This is a genomic window from Pseudomonas sp. p1(2021b), from assembly GCF_020151015.1.
Lineage (GTDB): Bacteria > Pseudomonadota > Gammaproteobacteria > Pseudomonadales > Pseudomonadaceae > Aquipseudomonas > Aquipseudomonas putida_K.
In genome coordinates this window covers 5048825-5064388 of sequence record NZ_CP083746.1, presented here as the reverse complement: position 1 = coordinate 5064388, position 15564 = coordinate 5048825, and the positions used below count along the sequence as shown (strand labels likewise).

Below are 15564 nucleotides of genomic sequence, written 5' to 3'. Positions count from 1 at the left end.
TCGTGCGTGTATGATACCCGAGCTCAACTCATTTAGCTAAATCCGTGGTATTCGGGACTCTTCATGCAGCCGTATCAGCGCGACTTCATTCGTTTTGCCATCGATCGCGGGGTTCTGCGCTTCGGTGAGTTCACCCTGAAATCGGGGCGCACCAGCCCGTACTTCTTCAATGCCGGCCTGTTCAACACAGGTTCTGCACTGGCCCAGCTGGGCCGTTGCTACGCGGCAGCCATCGTCGACAGCAAGATCCCGTTCGACGTGCTGTTCGGCCCGGCCTACAAGGGTATCCCCCTGGCGGCGGCCACCGCTGTGGCCCTGGCCGAGCAGCACCAGCTCGACGTGCCTTGGTGCTTCAACCGCAAGGAAGCCAAGGACCACGGCGAAGGCGGCAGCCTGGTCGGCGCCCCGCTGGCCGGTGACGTGCTGATCATCGACGACGTGATCACCGCCGGTACTGCCATCCGCGAGGTCATGCAGATCATCACTGCCCAGCAGGCCAAGGCCGCAGGCGTGCTGATCGCGCTGAACCGCGAAGAGCGCGGCAATGGCGAGCTGTCGGCGATCCAGGAAGTCGAGCGCGACTTCGGCATCCCGGTGGTCAGCATCGTGTCGCTGACCCAGGTGCTGGAGTTCCTGGCCGACGACCCACAGCTGAAGCAGCATCTGCCAGCTGTCGAGGCTTACCGGGCGCAGTACGGTATCTGATCCGGGCCTGGAAATGAAAAAGGCGACCTTCTTGTGAAGGTCGCCTTTTTTGTGTCGCCTGTTCCGGCCTCTTCGCGGGTGAACCCGCTCCCACAGGATTTCCACAGCCCTCAAAGGCAGTGCTGTACCTGTGGGAGCGGGTTTACCCGCGAAGAGGCCGGAACAGGTTAACGATCAGCGCGGCTTGCGGTTGGTAATCAGGGTACCCACGCCGCTGTCGGTGAAGATCTCCAGCAGCACCGCATTCGGCACGCGGCCGTCGATGATGTGCGAGCTGTTCACACCGCCTTGCACCGCTTCCAGGGCGCATTTGATCTTCGGCAGCATGCCGCCGTAGATGGTGCCGTCGGCGATCAATTCGTTGACCTGCTCGGTGGTCAGGCCCGTCAGCACCGTGCCTTGCTTGTCCATCAGGCCGGCGATGTTGGTGAGCAGCATCAGCTTCTCGGCCTTCAGCGCCTCGGCCACCTTGCCGGCCACCAGGTCGGCGTTGATGTTGTAAGACTCGCCGTTCTTGCCCACGCCGATCGGGGCGATCACCGGGATGAAGTCACCCTTGACCAGCATGTTCAACAGGTCGGTGTTGACGCTTTCCACTTCGCCCACATGACCGATGTCGATGATTTCCGGCTGGGTCATCTCCGGGGTCTGGCGGCTGACGGTGAGCTTCTTGGCGCGGATCAGCTCCGCATCCTTGCCGGTCAGGCCGATGGCGCTGCCGCCATGGCGGTTGATCAGGTTGACGATGTCCTTGTTGACCTGGCCGCCCAGCACCATTTCCACCACGTCCATGGTCGCCGAGTCGGTGACGCGCATGCCGTCGATGAAATGGCTCTCGATCGACAGACGCTTGAGCAGGTCGCCGATCTGCGGGCCGCCACCGTGCACGACCACCGGGTTGATGCCCACGGCCTTCATCAGCACGATGTCACGGGCAAAGCCGGTCTTGAGCTCTTCGCTCTCCATCGCGTTGCCGCCGTACTTGATCACCAGGGTCTTGCCGACAAAGCGGCGAATGTAGGGCAGTGCTTCGGACAAAACCTCGGCTACATGGGAAGCGGCATCGCGATCGAGGGTCATGCAGGGCTCCAGGTAAGGAACGGATAGTCGTCAGAACGGCAGTTGCAGGCCTGGTTCGACCCGCAGCAACTGCTCGCGGAATACAGCCTTGATACGTTGCAGCTCGGCGTCGCTGTCGGCCTCGAAGCGCAGCACCAGCACCGGCGTGGTGTTGGAGGCACGGACCAGGCCCCAGCCATGGGCGTAGTCGACCCGCACACCGTCGATGGTGGTGAGGTTGGCATCGCCCCAGGCAGCGTCGCGTTGCAGAGCATCAATGATGCTGAATTTACTCTCGTCGGTCACATCAATGTTGATTTCCGGCGTGGAAATATCGTTCGGGAACGCGGCGAACAGGCTTTCGGCGTCCTGGCCGGCCTTGCTGAGGATTTCCAGCAGGCGCGCGGCGCTGTAGATGCCGTCGTCGAAACCGTACCAGCGTTCCTTGATGAAGATATGTCCGCTCATCTCGCCGGCCAGCAGCGAGCCGGTCTGTTTCATCTTCTTCTTGATCAACGAATGACCGGTCTTCCACATCAGGGCGCGACCACCGTGCTGTTCGATCAGCGGAGTCAGGCGGCGGGTGCACTTGACGTCGAAGATGATCTCGGCACCTGGGTTGCGCGACAGCACGTCCTGGGCGAACAGCATCAGCAGGCGGTCGGGGTAGACGATGCTGCCGGTATTGGTCACCACGCCCACGCGATCGCCGTCACCGTCGAAGGCAAGGCCGATGTCGGCACCGGTTTCCTTGACCTTGGCGATCAGGTCTTCGAGGTTCTCGGGCTTGCCCGGGTCCGGGTGGTGGTTGGGGAAGTTGCCGTCGACCTCGCAGAACAGCGGGATGACCTCGCAGCCCAAGGCTTCGATCAGCTGTGGGGCGATGACGCCGGCGGCGCCGTTGCCGCAGTCGACCACCACCTTGAGCTTCTTGGCCAGCTTCACGTCGCCGGTGATCTGCTGGAAGTAGCGCTCGAGGATCTCGACCTTCTCGACGCGGCCTTCGCCATGGGTGAGGTCATTGGTCTTGAGGCGGGTCAGCAGGGCCTGGATCTGCTCGTTGGCCAGGGTGTCGCCGGCGATGACGATCTTGAAACCGTTGTAGTCAGGCGGGTTGTGGCTGCCGGTGAGCATCACCCCGGACTTGCCGGCCAGTACGTTGGCGGCGTAGTACAGCGCCGGGGTCGGCACCAGGCCGACGTCGCTGACCTGGCAACCGGCATCGGCCAGGCCCTTGATCAGTTGTTCCACCAGCATCGGGCCGGACAGACGGCCGTCGCGGCCAACCGAAACCTGAGGTTCGCCCTGGGCCAGGCTCTGGGCGCCGATGGCGCGGCCGATCCAGTAGGCGGTCTCGCCCGTCAGGGTCTTGCCGACCACGCCGCGAATGTCATAGGCGCGGAAGATGCTCTCGGGCAGTGCGGGTACCAGGTGGGCCATGTCGTTCATCTCTGGGGGTGCTCCAATAATCAAAGGCTTCTGGGCAGGCGCAAACTGAACGCTTGGACGATGCTTTCGCCAGAGAGTTCGCCATCCATGGCCCAACGGTCGCTCTATCGGCTCAGTGGCTACCCGAGTGGCCGAAGCCGCCAGCGCCGCGCTGGCTCTCGTCGAAGGACTCGACGATGTCGAAATGCGCCTGCACCACCGGCACCAGCACCAGCTGGGCGATACGCTCGCCGATGGCGATGGTGAATGGCGTTTGGCCGCGGTTCCAGCAGGAGACCATCAGCTCGCCTTGATAGTCCGAGTCGATCAGGCCGACCAGGTTGCCCAGCACGATGCCGTGCTTGTGGCCCAGGCCCGAGCGCGGAAGGATCATGGCGGCCAGGCCCGGGTCACCGATGTAGACCGACAGGCCGGTTGGGATCAGCAGGGTCTGGCCCGGCTCCAGGACGGTGTCTTCCTTGAGCATGGCGCGCAGGTCCAGGCCGGCGGAGCCGGGCGTGGCGTACTGCGGCAGGGGGAATTCGTTGCCCAGGCGAGGGTCGAGGATCTTGGCTTGAAGAGCGTGCATGTAACTTATTGAACCTGGTTGAGCCGTTCGGCGATGAAGGCGACCAACTGGCGAGCGATCTTGCCCTTGCTGGTCTGCGCGAAGAGAGTCTGGTGCTGCTGGCGGTCGATCACGGTCAGGGCGTTTTCCTCGCTGTTGAAGCCGATGCTGGGGTTGGCCACATCATTGGCGACGATCAGGTCGAGGTTCTTGTCCTTGAGCTTGCGCGTGGCGTAATCGAGCAGGTGTTCGGTTTCGGCGGCGAAGCCGACGCTGAACGGGCGGTCGGCACGGCCGGCGATGGTCGCAAGGATATCCGGATTGCGCACCATCTGCAGCAGCATGCCGTCACCGGTCGTAGGATCCTTCTTGAGCTTTTGCGGGGCAACGACTTCCGGGCGGTAGTCCGCGACCGCAGCCGAGGCGATGAACAGGTCGCATGGCATGGCTGCCTCGCACGCCGCGAGCATGTCCCGTGCGCTGACCACGTCGATGCGGTTGACCCGGTCGGGGGTCGGCAGGTGCACCGGGCCCGTGACGAGGGTCACCCGAGCCCCGGCTTCGGCGGCCGCCTCGGCCAGGGCGAAGCCCATCTTCCCCGAACTATGATTGGTGATGTAGCGCACCGGGTCGATGTTTTCCTGGGTAGGGCCGGCGGTGATCAGCACGTGCTTGCCGGTCAGTGCCTGGCGCTTGAAGCTCTCGGCTGCGCACCAGGCAAGGTCCGTGGCCTCGAGCATGCGCCCCAGCCCCACGTCACCGCAGGCCTGGCTGCCGGAGGCCGGGCCGAACACCTGGATGCCGCGGCTCTTGAGCAGTTCGAGGTTGGCCTGGGTGGCCGGGTCGCGCCACATGGCCTGGTTCATCGCCGGGGCGACGGCCACGGTGGCATCGGTGGCCAGCACCAGGGTGGTCAGCAGGTCGTCGGCCATGCCTTGGGCCAGGCGTGCCATGAGGTCGGCGGTGGCCGGAGCGATCAGTACCAGGTCGGCCCATTTGGCCAGTTCGATGTGCCCCATGGCCGCTTCGGCGGCCGGGTCGAGCAGATCCATGTGCACCGGGTGGCCGGACAGCGCCTGCAGGGTCAGCGGGGTGATGAACTCGGCACCACCTCGGGTCATGACGACGCGCACTTGCGCGCCGTGTTCCAGGAGTCGGCGAATCAGCTCGGCGCTCTTGTAGGCGGCGATGCCGCCACCCACGCCGAGAACGATGCGCTTGCGATACAGCCGCTGCATAGGCTTGCCTTTTTCCAGTGAAAGCGGGCGGCGACGACAACTGCCTGCGGCAGAACGTCGCATCTACGGAGCGGGATAGATTAACACAGGGCCGAAACGGGCCGCAGTAACACGCAAGGAGGGGTATGAACATCAGGGAGTGGCCGGCGGATGAACGGCCGCGGGAGAAGCTGTTGCAACGCGGTACGGCCGTGCTGTCCGATGCCGAATTGCTCGCTGTATTGCTGGGCTCGGGTGTCGCCGGGCGCAACGTGCTGGACCTTGCGCGCGGGCTGTTGGCGCGCTTTGGCGGGCTCAGGCAGTTTCTCGAGGCCGACCGCGAAGCCGTACTGCGAGAGCCAGGCATGGGGCCGGTGAAATACGCGCAGTTGCAGGCCTTGCTGGAGATCGGCAGGCGTTATCTGGATGAGTCCATCGAGCGTGAGCCGGCCCTGGAGAGCCCGGCGTCTGTGCGGCGCTACCTCAAATCCATGCTGCGCCATGAGGTCAGCGAGGTATTCGGCTGCCTGTTTCTGGACACCAAGCACAGGCCGATTGCGTTCGAGATCCTGTTCAGAGGGACGGTCAACCGAGCGGACGTCTACCCCCGTGAAGTGGTGCGGCGCTCATTGCTGCACAATGCGGCGGCGTTGATCTTGTGCCACAACCATCCATCGGGCAACAGCGAGCCGAGCCAGGATGACGTGCACCTGACGGTTTCGCTGAAGCGGGGGCTGGCGTTGATCGATGTGCGGGTGCTGGATCACATCATCATTGGCGATGGGGAGCCGCTGTCGATGCTGGAGCAGGGGTGGTTCGTAACCTAGCTATCCCCAGGCCTTCATCATCCTGTAGAGCGGCCTTGTGCCGCGAAAGGGCTGCGCAGCAGCCCCTTGCCTCGTGGTGGGCAATAGAGCTGGGGCCGCGTTGCGGCCCTTTCGCGGCGCAAGGCCGCTCCTACAGGGCTTTAGCGATTGACGGAGACCTTGCTCAAATCCAGCCGTCCGAACGGGCTCACCTGGTACCCCTCCACACCCTGGCGCAGCAAGGTCGCCGCAGTCGGGTGGGCCAGCGGCAACCAGAGGGCCTGCTGGTGGATCAGCGTCTGCGCCTGCTGGTACAGGCGGCTGCGCACGCTCTGGTCGTTGGTGGTGCGCCCGGCGCTGATCAACTGGTCCAGGCGGTTGTCGCAAAAGCGCGCGAAGTTGGTCCCCGACTTTACCGCCGCGCAGGAAAACTGCGGGCTGAGGAAGTTGTCCGGGTCGCCATTGTCGCCTGCCCAACCCATGAATAGCAGGTCATGCTCGCCAGCTTTGGCCCGGCGGATCAGCTCGCCCCACTCGATGACCTTGATCTCGGCCTTGATGCCGATTTTGGCAAGGTCAGCCTGGAGCATCTGCGCGCCCAGGTTCGGGTTTGGGTTGAGCAGGCTGCCCGAGGGGCGGGTCCAGATCGTCGTGGCGAAGCCGTTCGCCAATCCGGCCTTGGCCAGCAGCGCCTTGGCCTTTTTCAGGTCCAGTGAGTAGCCGGGCAGGTCCTTGGCGTAGCTCCAGGTGTTGGGCGGGTAGGGGCCGTTGGCGGCAGTGGCGGTGCCCTCGAACACGGCCTTGAGGTAGGCCGGCTTGTCGAAGGCGAGGTTGATCGCCTGGCGCACCTCGGGCTTGTCCAGCGGCGGATGCTGGCTATTGAGGGCGACGAAGGCGGTCATGAAGGCCGGGGTGGACGCTACCTTGAGGCTGTCATCCTTGCCAGCTTCGGCGATATCCAGCGGCTTGGGCGACAGCGCCACCTGGCATTCGCCGCGCTTGAGCTTCTGCAGGCGCACATTGGCGTCCGGGGTGATGGCATAGATCAGCGGGTCGATGGCCGGCTTGCCGGCGAAGTAGTCGGGGTTGGCGCGGTAGCGCACCACGGCGTCCTTCTGGAAGCGCTGGAACACGAACGGCCCGGTGCCCACCGGTTGGCTGTTGAGCTTCTCCGGCGTGCCGGCCTTGAGCAGCTTGTCGGCATACTCGGCGGAGTAGATCGAGGCGAAGCCCATGCTCAAGGTGGCCAGGAAGGTGGCATCCGGGTGGGTCAGGGTAAAGCGCACGGTGTGCGGCTCCGGCGCCTCGATCAGCTTGATCAGGCTGCCCAGCTGCAGCGACTGGGCATGCGGGTAGCCGCCCGCAGCGGTCTTGTGCCAGGCATGGGCGGGGTAGAGCATGCGCTGGAAGCTGAACAGCACGTCGTCGGCATCCAGCGCGCGGCTGGGCTTGAACCAGGCCGTGGTATGGAACTTCACGCCGTTGCGCAGCTTGAAGTCGTAGACCGTGCCGTCATCGGACACCGTCCAGCTTTCGGCCAGGCTGGGTACTACCTTGCCCTGGCTGGCATCGAACTCCACCAGGCGGTTCATCAGCACGTCTGCCGAGGCATTGGTGGTGGTCAACGAGTTGTACTGGACCACGTCGAAACCTTCGGGGCTGGCCTCGGTACAGACGGCAAGCGGCGCTGCCTGGGCAAGGCCCGTGGCGAACAGGGAAGCGAACAACAACGAAAGGGCGGCGGCACGCATGGTGGCTCCTTGGCTGGCCAGATGGCCCATTTTATCTATCTATGCAGTCGGAAACGTCCTACCCTAGTGTGCGCATCGCTAAATGACCACCCTCTTTTTCATGGGCACGGCGACGAGCGGTCGACAGCGCGCAGGGCTTGTCGCTATGCTGGCCGGGCGCGCTCGGCCCCTATCAGGAAACGCATCTTCTGTTGTTGTGGCCGAGTCTTTCTGGTATAAAGCAGCGCTCTTTTCTAGGGGCACGGTCTGTCGCGCAAGCGGATCCGGTCGATAAGACCCCCGGAAACACGGCGCCTGGCGCCATAGACTGAGAGATTAAGCGGCCAACCCATGCCGGGTTGGGCATGTGGTTTTAGAGGGCTGAGGCATGTCGAGAGTCTGTCAAGTTACCGGTAAGGGTCCGGTAACCGGGAACAACATTTCCCACGCAAACAACAAAACCCGTCGTCGTTTCCTGCCGAACCTGCAGCACCACCGTTTCTGGGTTGAATCCGAGAAGCGTTTCGTGCGTCTGCGCGTTTCCGCCAAGGGCATGCGTATCATCGACAAGCGCGGTATCGATGCCGTCCTGGCCGACATCCGTCGCGCTGGCGCCAAGGTTTAAGGGAGAACATCATGCGTGAATTGATCCGTCTGGTTTCGAGTGCCGGTACCGGCCACTTCTACACCACCGACAAGAACAAGCGCACCACTCCGGACAAGATCGAGATCAAGAAATACGATCCGGTCGTTCGCAAGCACGTGGTGTACAAGGAAGCCAAGATCAAGTAATTGATCGGCGACCTGAAAAAACCCGCTTCCGTGAGGAAGCGGGTTTTTTTATGTCTAGCGTTCAGCTTCAGTTGAACGCGAAGCCCGAAACCGCGCCGCTCGCATCGACACGTACATGCACGCGTTCGGGGTCGAACTCACGGGTGGACATTTCGTTGGGGCCTACCACGCGTGTGCGACCGGTGACCTGGGTGATGGCGGTTTTGATCGACCCTTCATAGGGCATGCCGACCAGGTGTTGCAGCGCTTGCACGACTTCTTCATTGGTCATGGTGATACTCCTTGGTTGATGGATTGCCCGGATGGGCCGGGCTATCCTCTCGCCAGGGGGGCCTGCGCCTGCGTTAACTATTACTTCTGTTCGAACATGACGTAGATCTTGCGGCAAGGCTCGAGGACTTCCCAGGTGCCCTTGAAGCCTGCAGGGATCACGAAACGATCACCGGTACGCAAGGTCTTGGCATTGCCGTCCTGGTCGCGCAGCACCGAGACACCCTGGGTGATCTCGCAATACTCGTGCTCGGTGTAGTTCACCATCCACTGGCCGACCGCGCCTTCCCATACACCAGCGGCGAACTGGCCGCAGGGGCTTGAGTAGTGGTTGTAGACCGCCTGGTCGGGTTCGCCCTTGAGGATTTTCTCGGCCGCTGGGCGATAGCGTTCTGCCTCGGTGAGCACCTGAGCGAAATCGATGATGCTGCTGATGGTCATGGTGAAGCCCTCTTGTTGTTTAATAAAATGCACATCAGTAGGCTTTTAGGCCTTTGGTGTCAAATATATTGATAGTTTTACCCGGCTGGTTTAGGGTGTCGGGTGCCAGTATGCGCTTGTCGCCCTGCCAGAATTTTCGACAGCGTCGTGATGTCCTCAGTACGGCGTTGCACCTTAACAAGAGGAGGAGTTTCGTATGACCACCCTGACTCGTGCGGATTGGGAACAGCGTGCCCAACAACTGAAGATCGAAGGTCGCGCCTTCATCAACGGCGAATACACCGATGCCGCATCCGGTGAAACCTTCGACTGCCTGAGCCCGGTGGACGGACGCTTCCTGGCCAAGGTCGCCAGCTGCGACCTGGCCGACGCCAACCGTGCCGTCGAGAACGCCCGCGCCGTGTTCGAATCCGGCGTCTGGTCGCGCCTGGCCCCGGCCAAGCGCAAAGCCACCTTGATCCGTTTCGCAGGCCTGCTGCGCGAGCACGTCGAAGAGCTGGCCTTGCTGGAAACCCTGGACATGGGCAAGCCGATCGGTGACTCCTCCACCATCGATATCCCAGGCGCCGCCAACGCCATCCACTGGACCGCCGAAGCCATCGACAAGGTCTACGACGAAGTCGCCCCGACTCCGCACGACCAGCTGGGCCTGGTCACCCGCGAGCCCGTGGGTGTGGTCGGTGCCATCGTGCCGTGGAACTTCCCGCTGCTGATGGCTTGCTGGAAGCTCGGCCCGGCCCTGGCCACCGGTAACTCGATCGTGCTCAAGCCGTCGGAAAAGTCGCCGCTGACGGCCATCCGCATCGCCCAGCTGGCCATCGAAGCCGGTATTCCGGCTGGTGTGCTGAACGTGCTGCCTGGCTACGGCCACACCGTGGGCAAGGCCCTGGCCCTGCACATGGACGTCGACACCTTGGTGTTCACCGGCTCTACCAAGATCGCCAAGCAGCTGATGGTCTATGCGGGCGAGTCGAACATGAAGCGTGTCTGGCTGGAAGCCGGCGGCAAGAGCCCGAACATCGTGTTCGCCGACGCGCCTGACCTGAAGGCTGCCGCCGAGGCTGCTGCCAGCGCCATCGCCTTCAACCAGGGCGAGGTCTGCACTGCCGGCTCCCGCCTACTGGTCGAGCGCTCGATCAAGGACCAGTTCCTGCCGATGGTGGTCGAGGCCCTGAAGGCCTGGAAGCCGGGCAACCCGCTGGATCCCGAGACCACCGTCGGTGCGTTGGTCGATACCCAGCAGATGAACACTGTGCTGTCGTACATCGAGGCCGGCCACCAGGATGGCGCCAAGCTGCTGGCTGGCGGTAAGCGCACTCTGGAGGAAACCGGCGGCACCTATGTCGAGCCGACCATCTTCGACGGCGTGACCAACGCCATGAAGATCGCCAAGGAAGAGATCTTCGGCCCCGTGTTGTCGGTGATCACCTTCGACACCGCCGAGGAAGCCGTGGCCATCGCCAACGACACGCCATACGGCCTGGCCGCCGGCATCTGGACCTCGGACATTTCCAAGGCCCACCAGACCGCCCGCGCCGTGCGCGCAGGCAGCGTGTGGGTCAACCAGTACGATGGCGGCGACATGACCGCGCCGTTCGGCGGCTTCAAGCAGTCGGGCAACGGCCGTGACAAGTCGCTGCATGCACTGGAGAAGTACACCGAGCTGAAGGCGACCTGGATCAAGCTGTAATCCATCGCGGACGCTTCGCGGGTAAACCCGCTCTCACAGGTTTCATATTGCCCTTAACAACGGCGTAGTACCTGTGGGAGCGGGTTTACCCGCGAATGGGGTTCTGAAAACTAGGCCTAGGAGGGCTGCCATGCGTTGGGGAACCTACTTTGCCGTACTGGCCTCGGTGCTCAGTGTCGGGCTCGCGCTCGGCGTGAGCATGCCGCTGGTGTCCTTGCGCCTGGAGGGCTGGGGCTACGGTGGGTTCGCCATCGGCGTGATGGCGGCGATGCCGGCGCTCGGGGTCCTGCTCGGCGCTAGCCTAGCCAGCCGCCTGGCCGGTTGGGTCGGCGTACCGGCCGCCATGCGCCTGTGTCTGTGGGGCGGGGCCTTGTCGATCGGCCTGGTGGCACTGCTGCCTAGCTATCCGCTATGGCTGGCCTTGCGTCTGCTGATCGGCATGGCCTTGACGGTGGTGTTCATCCTCGGCGAAAGCTGGATCAACCAACTGGTGGTCGAGCAGTGGCGGGGGCGGCTGGTGGCGTTGTATGGCAGCAGCTACGCCTTGAGCCAGTTGGCCGGGCCGCTGGTGCTGGGGTTCCTGGGGTCGGATGACGATTTCGGGTTCTGGGCCGCGACGGCCTTGCTGCTGTGCGCGCCGTTGGTACTGCTGGGGCGCGGTGGTGCGCCGAGTACCGAAGCCTGCAGCGTCACCTTCGGCGACCTGTTCGCCTTCTGCCGGCGCCTGCCGGTGATCGCCTGGGCCATTGCCCTGTTCGCTGCGTTCGAGGCGATGATCCTGACGCTGTTGCCGGTGTACTGCCTGCAGCAAGGGTTCACTGCGGAAGTGGCGCTGTTCATGGTCAGCACCGTGGTGGTGGGCGATGCGGTGCTGCAGCTGCCGATCGGTGCCCTGGCCGACTACATGTCGCGGCGGACGCTGTTCAGCGGTTGCGCCTTGACCTTGCTCGTTTCCAGCCTGGCGATTCCGCTGACGTTGCACATGCCTGTGATCTGGCCGGTATGGGTGCTGTTCGGCGCCAGTGCCGGTGGCCTGTTCACTTTGTCGCTGGTGTTGATCGGTGAGCGTTACCGGGACGATGAGCTGGTGCGGGCCAATGCGCATGTGGCGCAGCTGTGGGGCATCGGTTGCCTGCTCGGGCCGCTGATCGCTGGTGCAGGGAGCCAATGGATCAGTGGGCATGCATTGCCATGGCTGATGGCGGCGGGGGCGGCAGGGCTGGTGGTGTTGACCCGCCGGCGGGATGCCTTCGAGCCTGCTTCGGCCTGATAAGTGTGCGCCCATTCGCGGGTAAACCCGCTCCCACACGTTATGCAGGGCTCTCAATGACAGCGCTGTACCTGTGGGAGCGGGTTTACCCGCGAACGGGGTGGCGGCTCACAGCATCTTCTCCAGCCCCACCGCCTTGCTGATCCAGGCATTGAAGCGCCGCCACAGCCCACCTGGCTCGGAAGTGAGCATGCGCCGCTTGCCGTTGTCCTCGGTCACCCAGACCAGTTGGTCCCCCACCAGCTTTGGCTGGTAGCTCAACGCCGGCGCCATGCCTTCGACAGCCATTTCCCGGGTGTATTCGGCCAGTTCCGGGCTATCCACCAATACACCGACCTCGGTGTTCCACAGCACGGAGCGCGGGTCGAAGTTGAACGAGCCGATGAAAGTCTTGCGCCGGTCGAAGACGATCGCCTTGCTGTGCAGGCTGGAGTCGGAGCTGCCGCGAAAGCTCAGGCTGCGATAGGCACTGGGGTCGCCCGGCTGGCGGCGCAGCTCGTACAGCTGCACGCCGTGTTCGAGCAGGGCACGGCGGTAGGGGGCGTAGCCGCCATGCACCGCCGGCACGTCGGTGGCTTCCAAGGAGTTGGTCAGCAGCTTGATCGAGGTGCCCGCATCGGCGCGGCTGGTGAGGTACAGCAGGCCGGATTCTCCAGGCACGAAATAGGCCGACACCAGGATCAGTTCATGCTGGACCTTGGCCAACTCCGGCGCCAGCTGCTGGGTCATCAGCAGGTGCGGGTCCGGCTCGTCCTGGGCCAGCACCTTGCTCGGCGAGTCCCATAGGGCCTGGCTATGGGCCCAGATCAGCTCGTTGCGCCAGGTGTCCAGGCGTGGGCGGGACTGATAGGCCATCAACCGGTCGTACAACGCTTTGTGTTTGATCCTTGCCTGGGCCAGGGAGATTTCCAGGCGTTTGCGGCTGGCGCGCAGGTCGGCGGCGTCCGGCTGGCGCCAGAGGAAGTCGCCGATCGGCCGGCTCAGGGCGCTGTTCCAGTACTGGTCGAAGCTGTGCCCGAGCTGTTCGGCCACCGGGCCCACGCCGAGCAGGTCGATATCGGTGAAGTTCAGGTTGGGCTCGGCATCGAAATATTCGTCGCCGATGTTGCGCCCACCGACGATGGCCATGCTGTTGTCCACCAGGAACAGCTTGTTGTGCATGCGCCGATGCTGGCGCGACAGGTTGAACAGTCGGCCCACGGTGCGGGTGGCCCCCGTGCTGCGTCCCAGGTGCAGGGGGTTGAATACGCGGATATGGATGTTCGGGTGGGCAGCCAGGGTGCCCATCAGCGTGTCCAGGCCGTCGCTGGTGGTGTCGTCGAGCAGGATGCGTACCCGCACGCCGCGGTCGGCGGCACGCAGCAGTTCATGCACCAGGGCTCGGGTGCTCAGGCCGTCATGGACGATGTAGTACTGCAGGTCGATGCTCGCCTGGGCGTTGCGGATCAGCTCGGCACGGGCACGAAAGGCCTCGTTGCTGTTGGGTAGCAGGCGAAAGCCCGAGCGCCCCTCGTAAGGCGCGGCCTGGCGCTGCACCGAGCGGCCGAAGGCCGAATCGCTGGCCGGCAGCGCCTGGCTGACCTGGCGTGGTGTGCCGACGCTGGCGCAGCCTGACAGGCCAAGCAACAGCGCCAGAAAGAGAGGCAGAGCTCGCTGGAGTCTCAAGGGTAGAACGTCCTGTACAGCAAAGGCCTATGGGTTGGACCGTGGGGGGCGGCGCAAAGTTACGCTGGGCTTTCGTCCGCTTCCAGTAGACGAAGGGCGGTTTCGCCCACCTTGCGCACAGCGTCTTCGATCCGCGGCGTCGGCCGTGCGGCAAAGTTCATGCGCAGGCAATGCCGGTACTTGCCCGACGCCGAGAAGATGCTGCCAACCGCAATCTGCACCCCCTGCTCCAGTAAAGCCCGGTTCAGGCGTAGCGTGTCGAAACTTTCCGGCAATTCGACCCACAGCATGAAGCCGCCCTGGGGCCGGCTGGCGCGGGTGCCTGCGGGGAAGTAGCGGGTCACCCAGTCGCTCATCTGGTCGCGGCCACGCTGGTACTGGCTGCGCATGCGTCTTACGTGGGGGTGGTAGTGCCCGGCCTCGATGAAGTCGGCGATGGCCAGCTGTGGTTGGCAGGCCGTGCTGCCGGTGCTGATGTACTTCATGTGCAACACCCGCTCCAGGTAGCGCCCGGGCGCCACCCAGCCGACCCGCAGCCCCGGCGCCAGGGTCTTGGAGAAGGAACTGCACAGCAGCACGCGGCCGTCTTCGTCGAACGACTTGATGGTCCGCGGGCGCGGGTAGGTGTAGGCCAGATCGCCGTAGACATCGTCCTCGAGGATCGCCACGTCATAGCGCTGGGCGAGGTTCAGCAGGGCTTTCTTGCGCGCCTCCGGCATGATGTAGCCCAGGGGGTTGTTGCAGCTGGGGGTGAGCTGGATGAGCTTGATCGGCCATTGTTCCAGCGCCAGTTCCAGGGCTTCCAGGCTGATGCCCTGAAGCGGGTCGGTAGGGATCTCCAGGGCCTTCATCCCCAGGCCCTTGAGGGTCTGCATGGCGCCGTGGAAGCTTGGCGACTCCACCGCAACGATATCGCCTGGCTCGCACACGGCGCGAATGCTGGTGGACAGCGCCTCATGGCAACCGGTGGTGACCACCAGGTCGGCCGGGTCCAGGCGGCAGCCGGAGTCGAGCAGCAGGCGGGCGATCTGCTCGCGCAGGGCCAGATTGCCGTGGATATTGTCGTAGTACAGCCCCGGCATGTCCTGGCGTCGACTCAGTTGCGCCAGGCTGCGCAGCAGGGGTTTCAAGGTCGGGCTGTCGATATCGGGCATGCCGCGGCCGAGCTGTATCACATCCTTTCGAGGCGTGCTGCGCACCAGCTCCAGCACTTGTTCCCACTGGGAAATGTCCACCGGACGCTGGGCCGGGCGGCTGACGGCGGGCAGGGCGGGGAGGCTGCGGTCTTCGGCGACGAAATAGCCGGACTTGGGCCGCGGCGAGACCAGGCCATTGTCCTCGAGTAGGCGATAAGCCTGCTGCACCGTGCTCAGGCTGACCCCATGTTCCAGGCTCAACGCACGCACCGAGGGCAGGCGCTGGCCGGGGCGGTACAGGCCTTGTTCGATGCGGGCGCCGAGCAGTTCGGCGAGGTTGAGGTAGAGCGTCACGGCATACTCCTGCGCAATGGCTTGCATGCAGACCAGTACAGATCGGTTGAAAATACAGCATTCAGGCGCCGGCCAGTCAATTCTGTATGGAAATAATAATCTTGCGTTGAGTCTGTATGGTCATGGGTGTCGACGTGCATGCTTTCTCCCACGGTATCAACTGATCGGGAGAATGCAGCGATGGACGGCATGAGCGATGTGCGCTTGCAACTGTTGGCCAAGGAACTGGACGCCGGACAGCGGGCCAAGGTCTACGACACACCGGCGGGTTTGGGCCGGTGGGGGTTGATGGTGCATCGCTGGCGCACCCGCAGGCACTTGTTGCAGCTCGACGAGGCCCAGCTTCGGGATATCGGGCTCAGTTGGGCGCAGGCGCGGGAGGAAGGACGCAAACCCTTCTGGAAAAGTTGAACACGGCCCGCTCCTACAAAGG

General features: G+C 63.8%; 15 protein-coding genes and 1 pseudogene. 7 read left to right on the top strand and 9 right to left on the bottom strand.

The window, feature by feature from the left end:
- Positions 1-63 precede the first annotated feature (63 nt).
- Positions 64-705, top strand: a complete 642-nt coding sequence (gene pyrE, locus K8374_RS23515) for an orotate phosphoribosyltransferase (RefSeq protein WP_224457416.1) — start codon at positions 64-66, stop codon at positions 703-705.
- A gap of 174 nt (positions 706-879) precedes the next feature.
- Here the strand turns inward: pyrE and argB are convergent, their stop codons facing one another.
- From argB to coaBC, 4 genes and pseudogenes are all read right to left on the bottom strand, one after another.
- A complete protein-coding gene (argB, locus tag K8374_RS23510) occupies positions 880-1785 on the bottom strand; it encodes an acetylglutamate kinase (RefSeq protein ID WP_224457415.1) in 906 nt (301 codons plus the stop codon).
- Between the two features lie 30 nt (positions 1786-1815).
- Positions 1816-3189 (bottom strand): annotated as a pseudogene (locus tag K8374_RS23505) (phosphomannomutase/phosphoglucomutase); the annotation flags it as partial.
- Between the two features lie 136 nt (positions 3190-3325).
- The gene (gene dut / locus K8374_RS23500; RefSeq protein WP_084855344.1) at positions 3326-3781 is read right to left on the bottom strand and encodes a dUTP diphosphatase; all 456 of its coding nucleotides are present in this window, start codon (positions 3779-3781) and stop codon (positions 3326-3328) included.
- A 5-nt stretch (positions 3782-3786) separates the two neighbouring features.
- Positions 3787-4998: a bifunctional phosphopantothenoylcysteine decarboxylase/phosphopantothenate--cysteine ligase CoaBC gene (gene coaBC / locus K8374_RS23495; protein WP_084855345.1), complete on the bottom strand. Its 1212-nt coding sequence runs from the start codon at positions 4996-4998 to the stop codon at positions 3787-3789.
- A gap of 125 nt (positions 4999-5123) precedes the next feature.
- On the opposite strand from coaBC, the gene radC reads away from it, so the two are divergent.
- On the top strand, positions 5124-5804 hold the full coding sequence (gene radC, locus K8374_RS23490) for a RadC family protein (protein WP_224457414.1): 681 nt from the start codon (positions 5124-5126) through the stop codon (positions 5802-5804).
- Between the two features lie 140 nt (positions 5805-5944).
- Here radC and K8374_RS23485 read toward each other — a convergent pair whose 3' ends face one another.
- On the bottom strand, positions 5945-7534 hold the full coding sequence (locus tag K8374_RS23485; protein ID WP_224457413.1) for an ABC transporter substrate-binding protein: 1590 nt from the start codon (positions 7532-7534) through the stop codon (positions 5945-5947).
- A 367-nt stretch (positions 7535-7901) separates the two neighbouring features.
- On the opposite strand from K8374_RS23485, the gene rpmB reads away from it, so the two are divergent.
- Complete coding sequence (rpmB, locus tag K8374_RS23480; protein ID WP_043212989.1) at positions 7902-8138, top strand: 50S ribosomal protein L28; 237 nt, start codon at positions 7902-7904, stop codon at positions 8136-8138.
- Positions 8139-8149: 11 nt separating this feature from the next.
- A complete protein-coding gene (rpmG, locus tag K8374_RS23475; protein ID WP_003253507.1) occupies positions 8150-8305 on the top strand; it encodes a 50S ribosomal protein L33 in 156 nt (51 codons plus the stop codon).
- A gap of 67 nt (positions 8306-8372) precedes the next feature.
- Here rpmG and K8374_RS23470 read toward each other — a convergent pair whose 3' ends face one another.
- Together K8374_RS23470 and K8374_RS23465 are read right to left on the bottom strand one after the other, a co-directional pair.
- Complete coding sequence (locus K8374_RS23470; protein WP_224457412.1) at positions 8373-8576, bottom strand: I78 family peptidase inhibitor; 204 nt, start codon at positions 8574-8576, stop codon at positions 8373-8375.
- Positions 8577-8656: 80 nt separating this feature from the next.
- The gene (locus K8374_RS23465) at positions 8657-9016 is read right to left on the bottom strand and encodes a cupin domain-containing protein (RefSeq protein WP_224457411.1); all 360 of its coding nucleotides are present in this window, start codon (positions 9014-9016) and stop codon (positions 8657-8659) included.
- A 196-nt stretch (positions 9017-9212) separates the two neighbouring features.
- Between K8374_RS23465 and K8374_RS23460 the strand changes: the two genes are divergently transcribed.
- Both K8374_RS23460 and K8374_RS23455 read left to right on the top strand, forming a co-directional pair.
- Positions 9213-10706, top strand: a complete 1494-nt coding sequence (locus K8374_RS23460; protein WP_224457410.1) for an aldehyde dehydrogenase — start codon at positions 9213-9215, stop codon at positions 10704-10706.
- Positions 10707-10836: 130 nt separating this feature from the next.
- On the top strand, positions 10837-11976 hold the full coding sequence (locus tag K8374_RS23455; protein ID WP_224457409.1) for an MFS transporter: 1140 nt from the start codon (positions 10837-10839) through the stop codon (positions 11974-11976).
- Between the two features lie 108 nt (positions 11977-12084).
- On the opposite strand, the gene K8374_RS23450 is transcribed toward K8374_RS23455, so the two are convergent.
- Together K8374_RS23450 and K8374_RS23445 are read right to left on the bottom strand one after the other, a co-directional pair.
- Positions 12085-13641 (bottom strand): phospholipase D family protein, encoded by a 1557-nt coding sequence (locus K8374_RS23450; protein WP_224457408.1) that lies wholly within the window; start codon positions 13639-13641, stop codon positions 12085-12087.
- 59 nt (positions 13642-13700) lie between these two features.
- Positions 13701-15131, bottom strand: a complete 1431-nt coding sequence (locus tag K8374_RS23445) for a PLP-dependent aminotransferase family protein (RefSeq protein WP_224457407.1) — start codon at positions 15129-15131, stop codon at positions 13701-13703.
- A gap of 180 nt (positions 15132-15311) precedes the next feature.
- Between K8374_RS23445 and K8374_RS23440 the strand changes: the two genes are divergently transcribed.
- Entirely contained in the window at positions 15312-15542 is a 231-nt protein-coding gene (locus K8374_RS23440; protein WP_224457406.1) for a DUF1127 domain-containing protein, read from the top strand.
- Positions 15543-15564 lie beyond the last annotated feature (22 nt).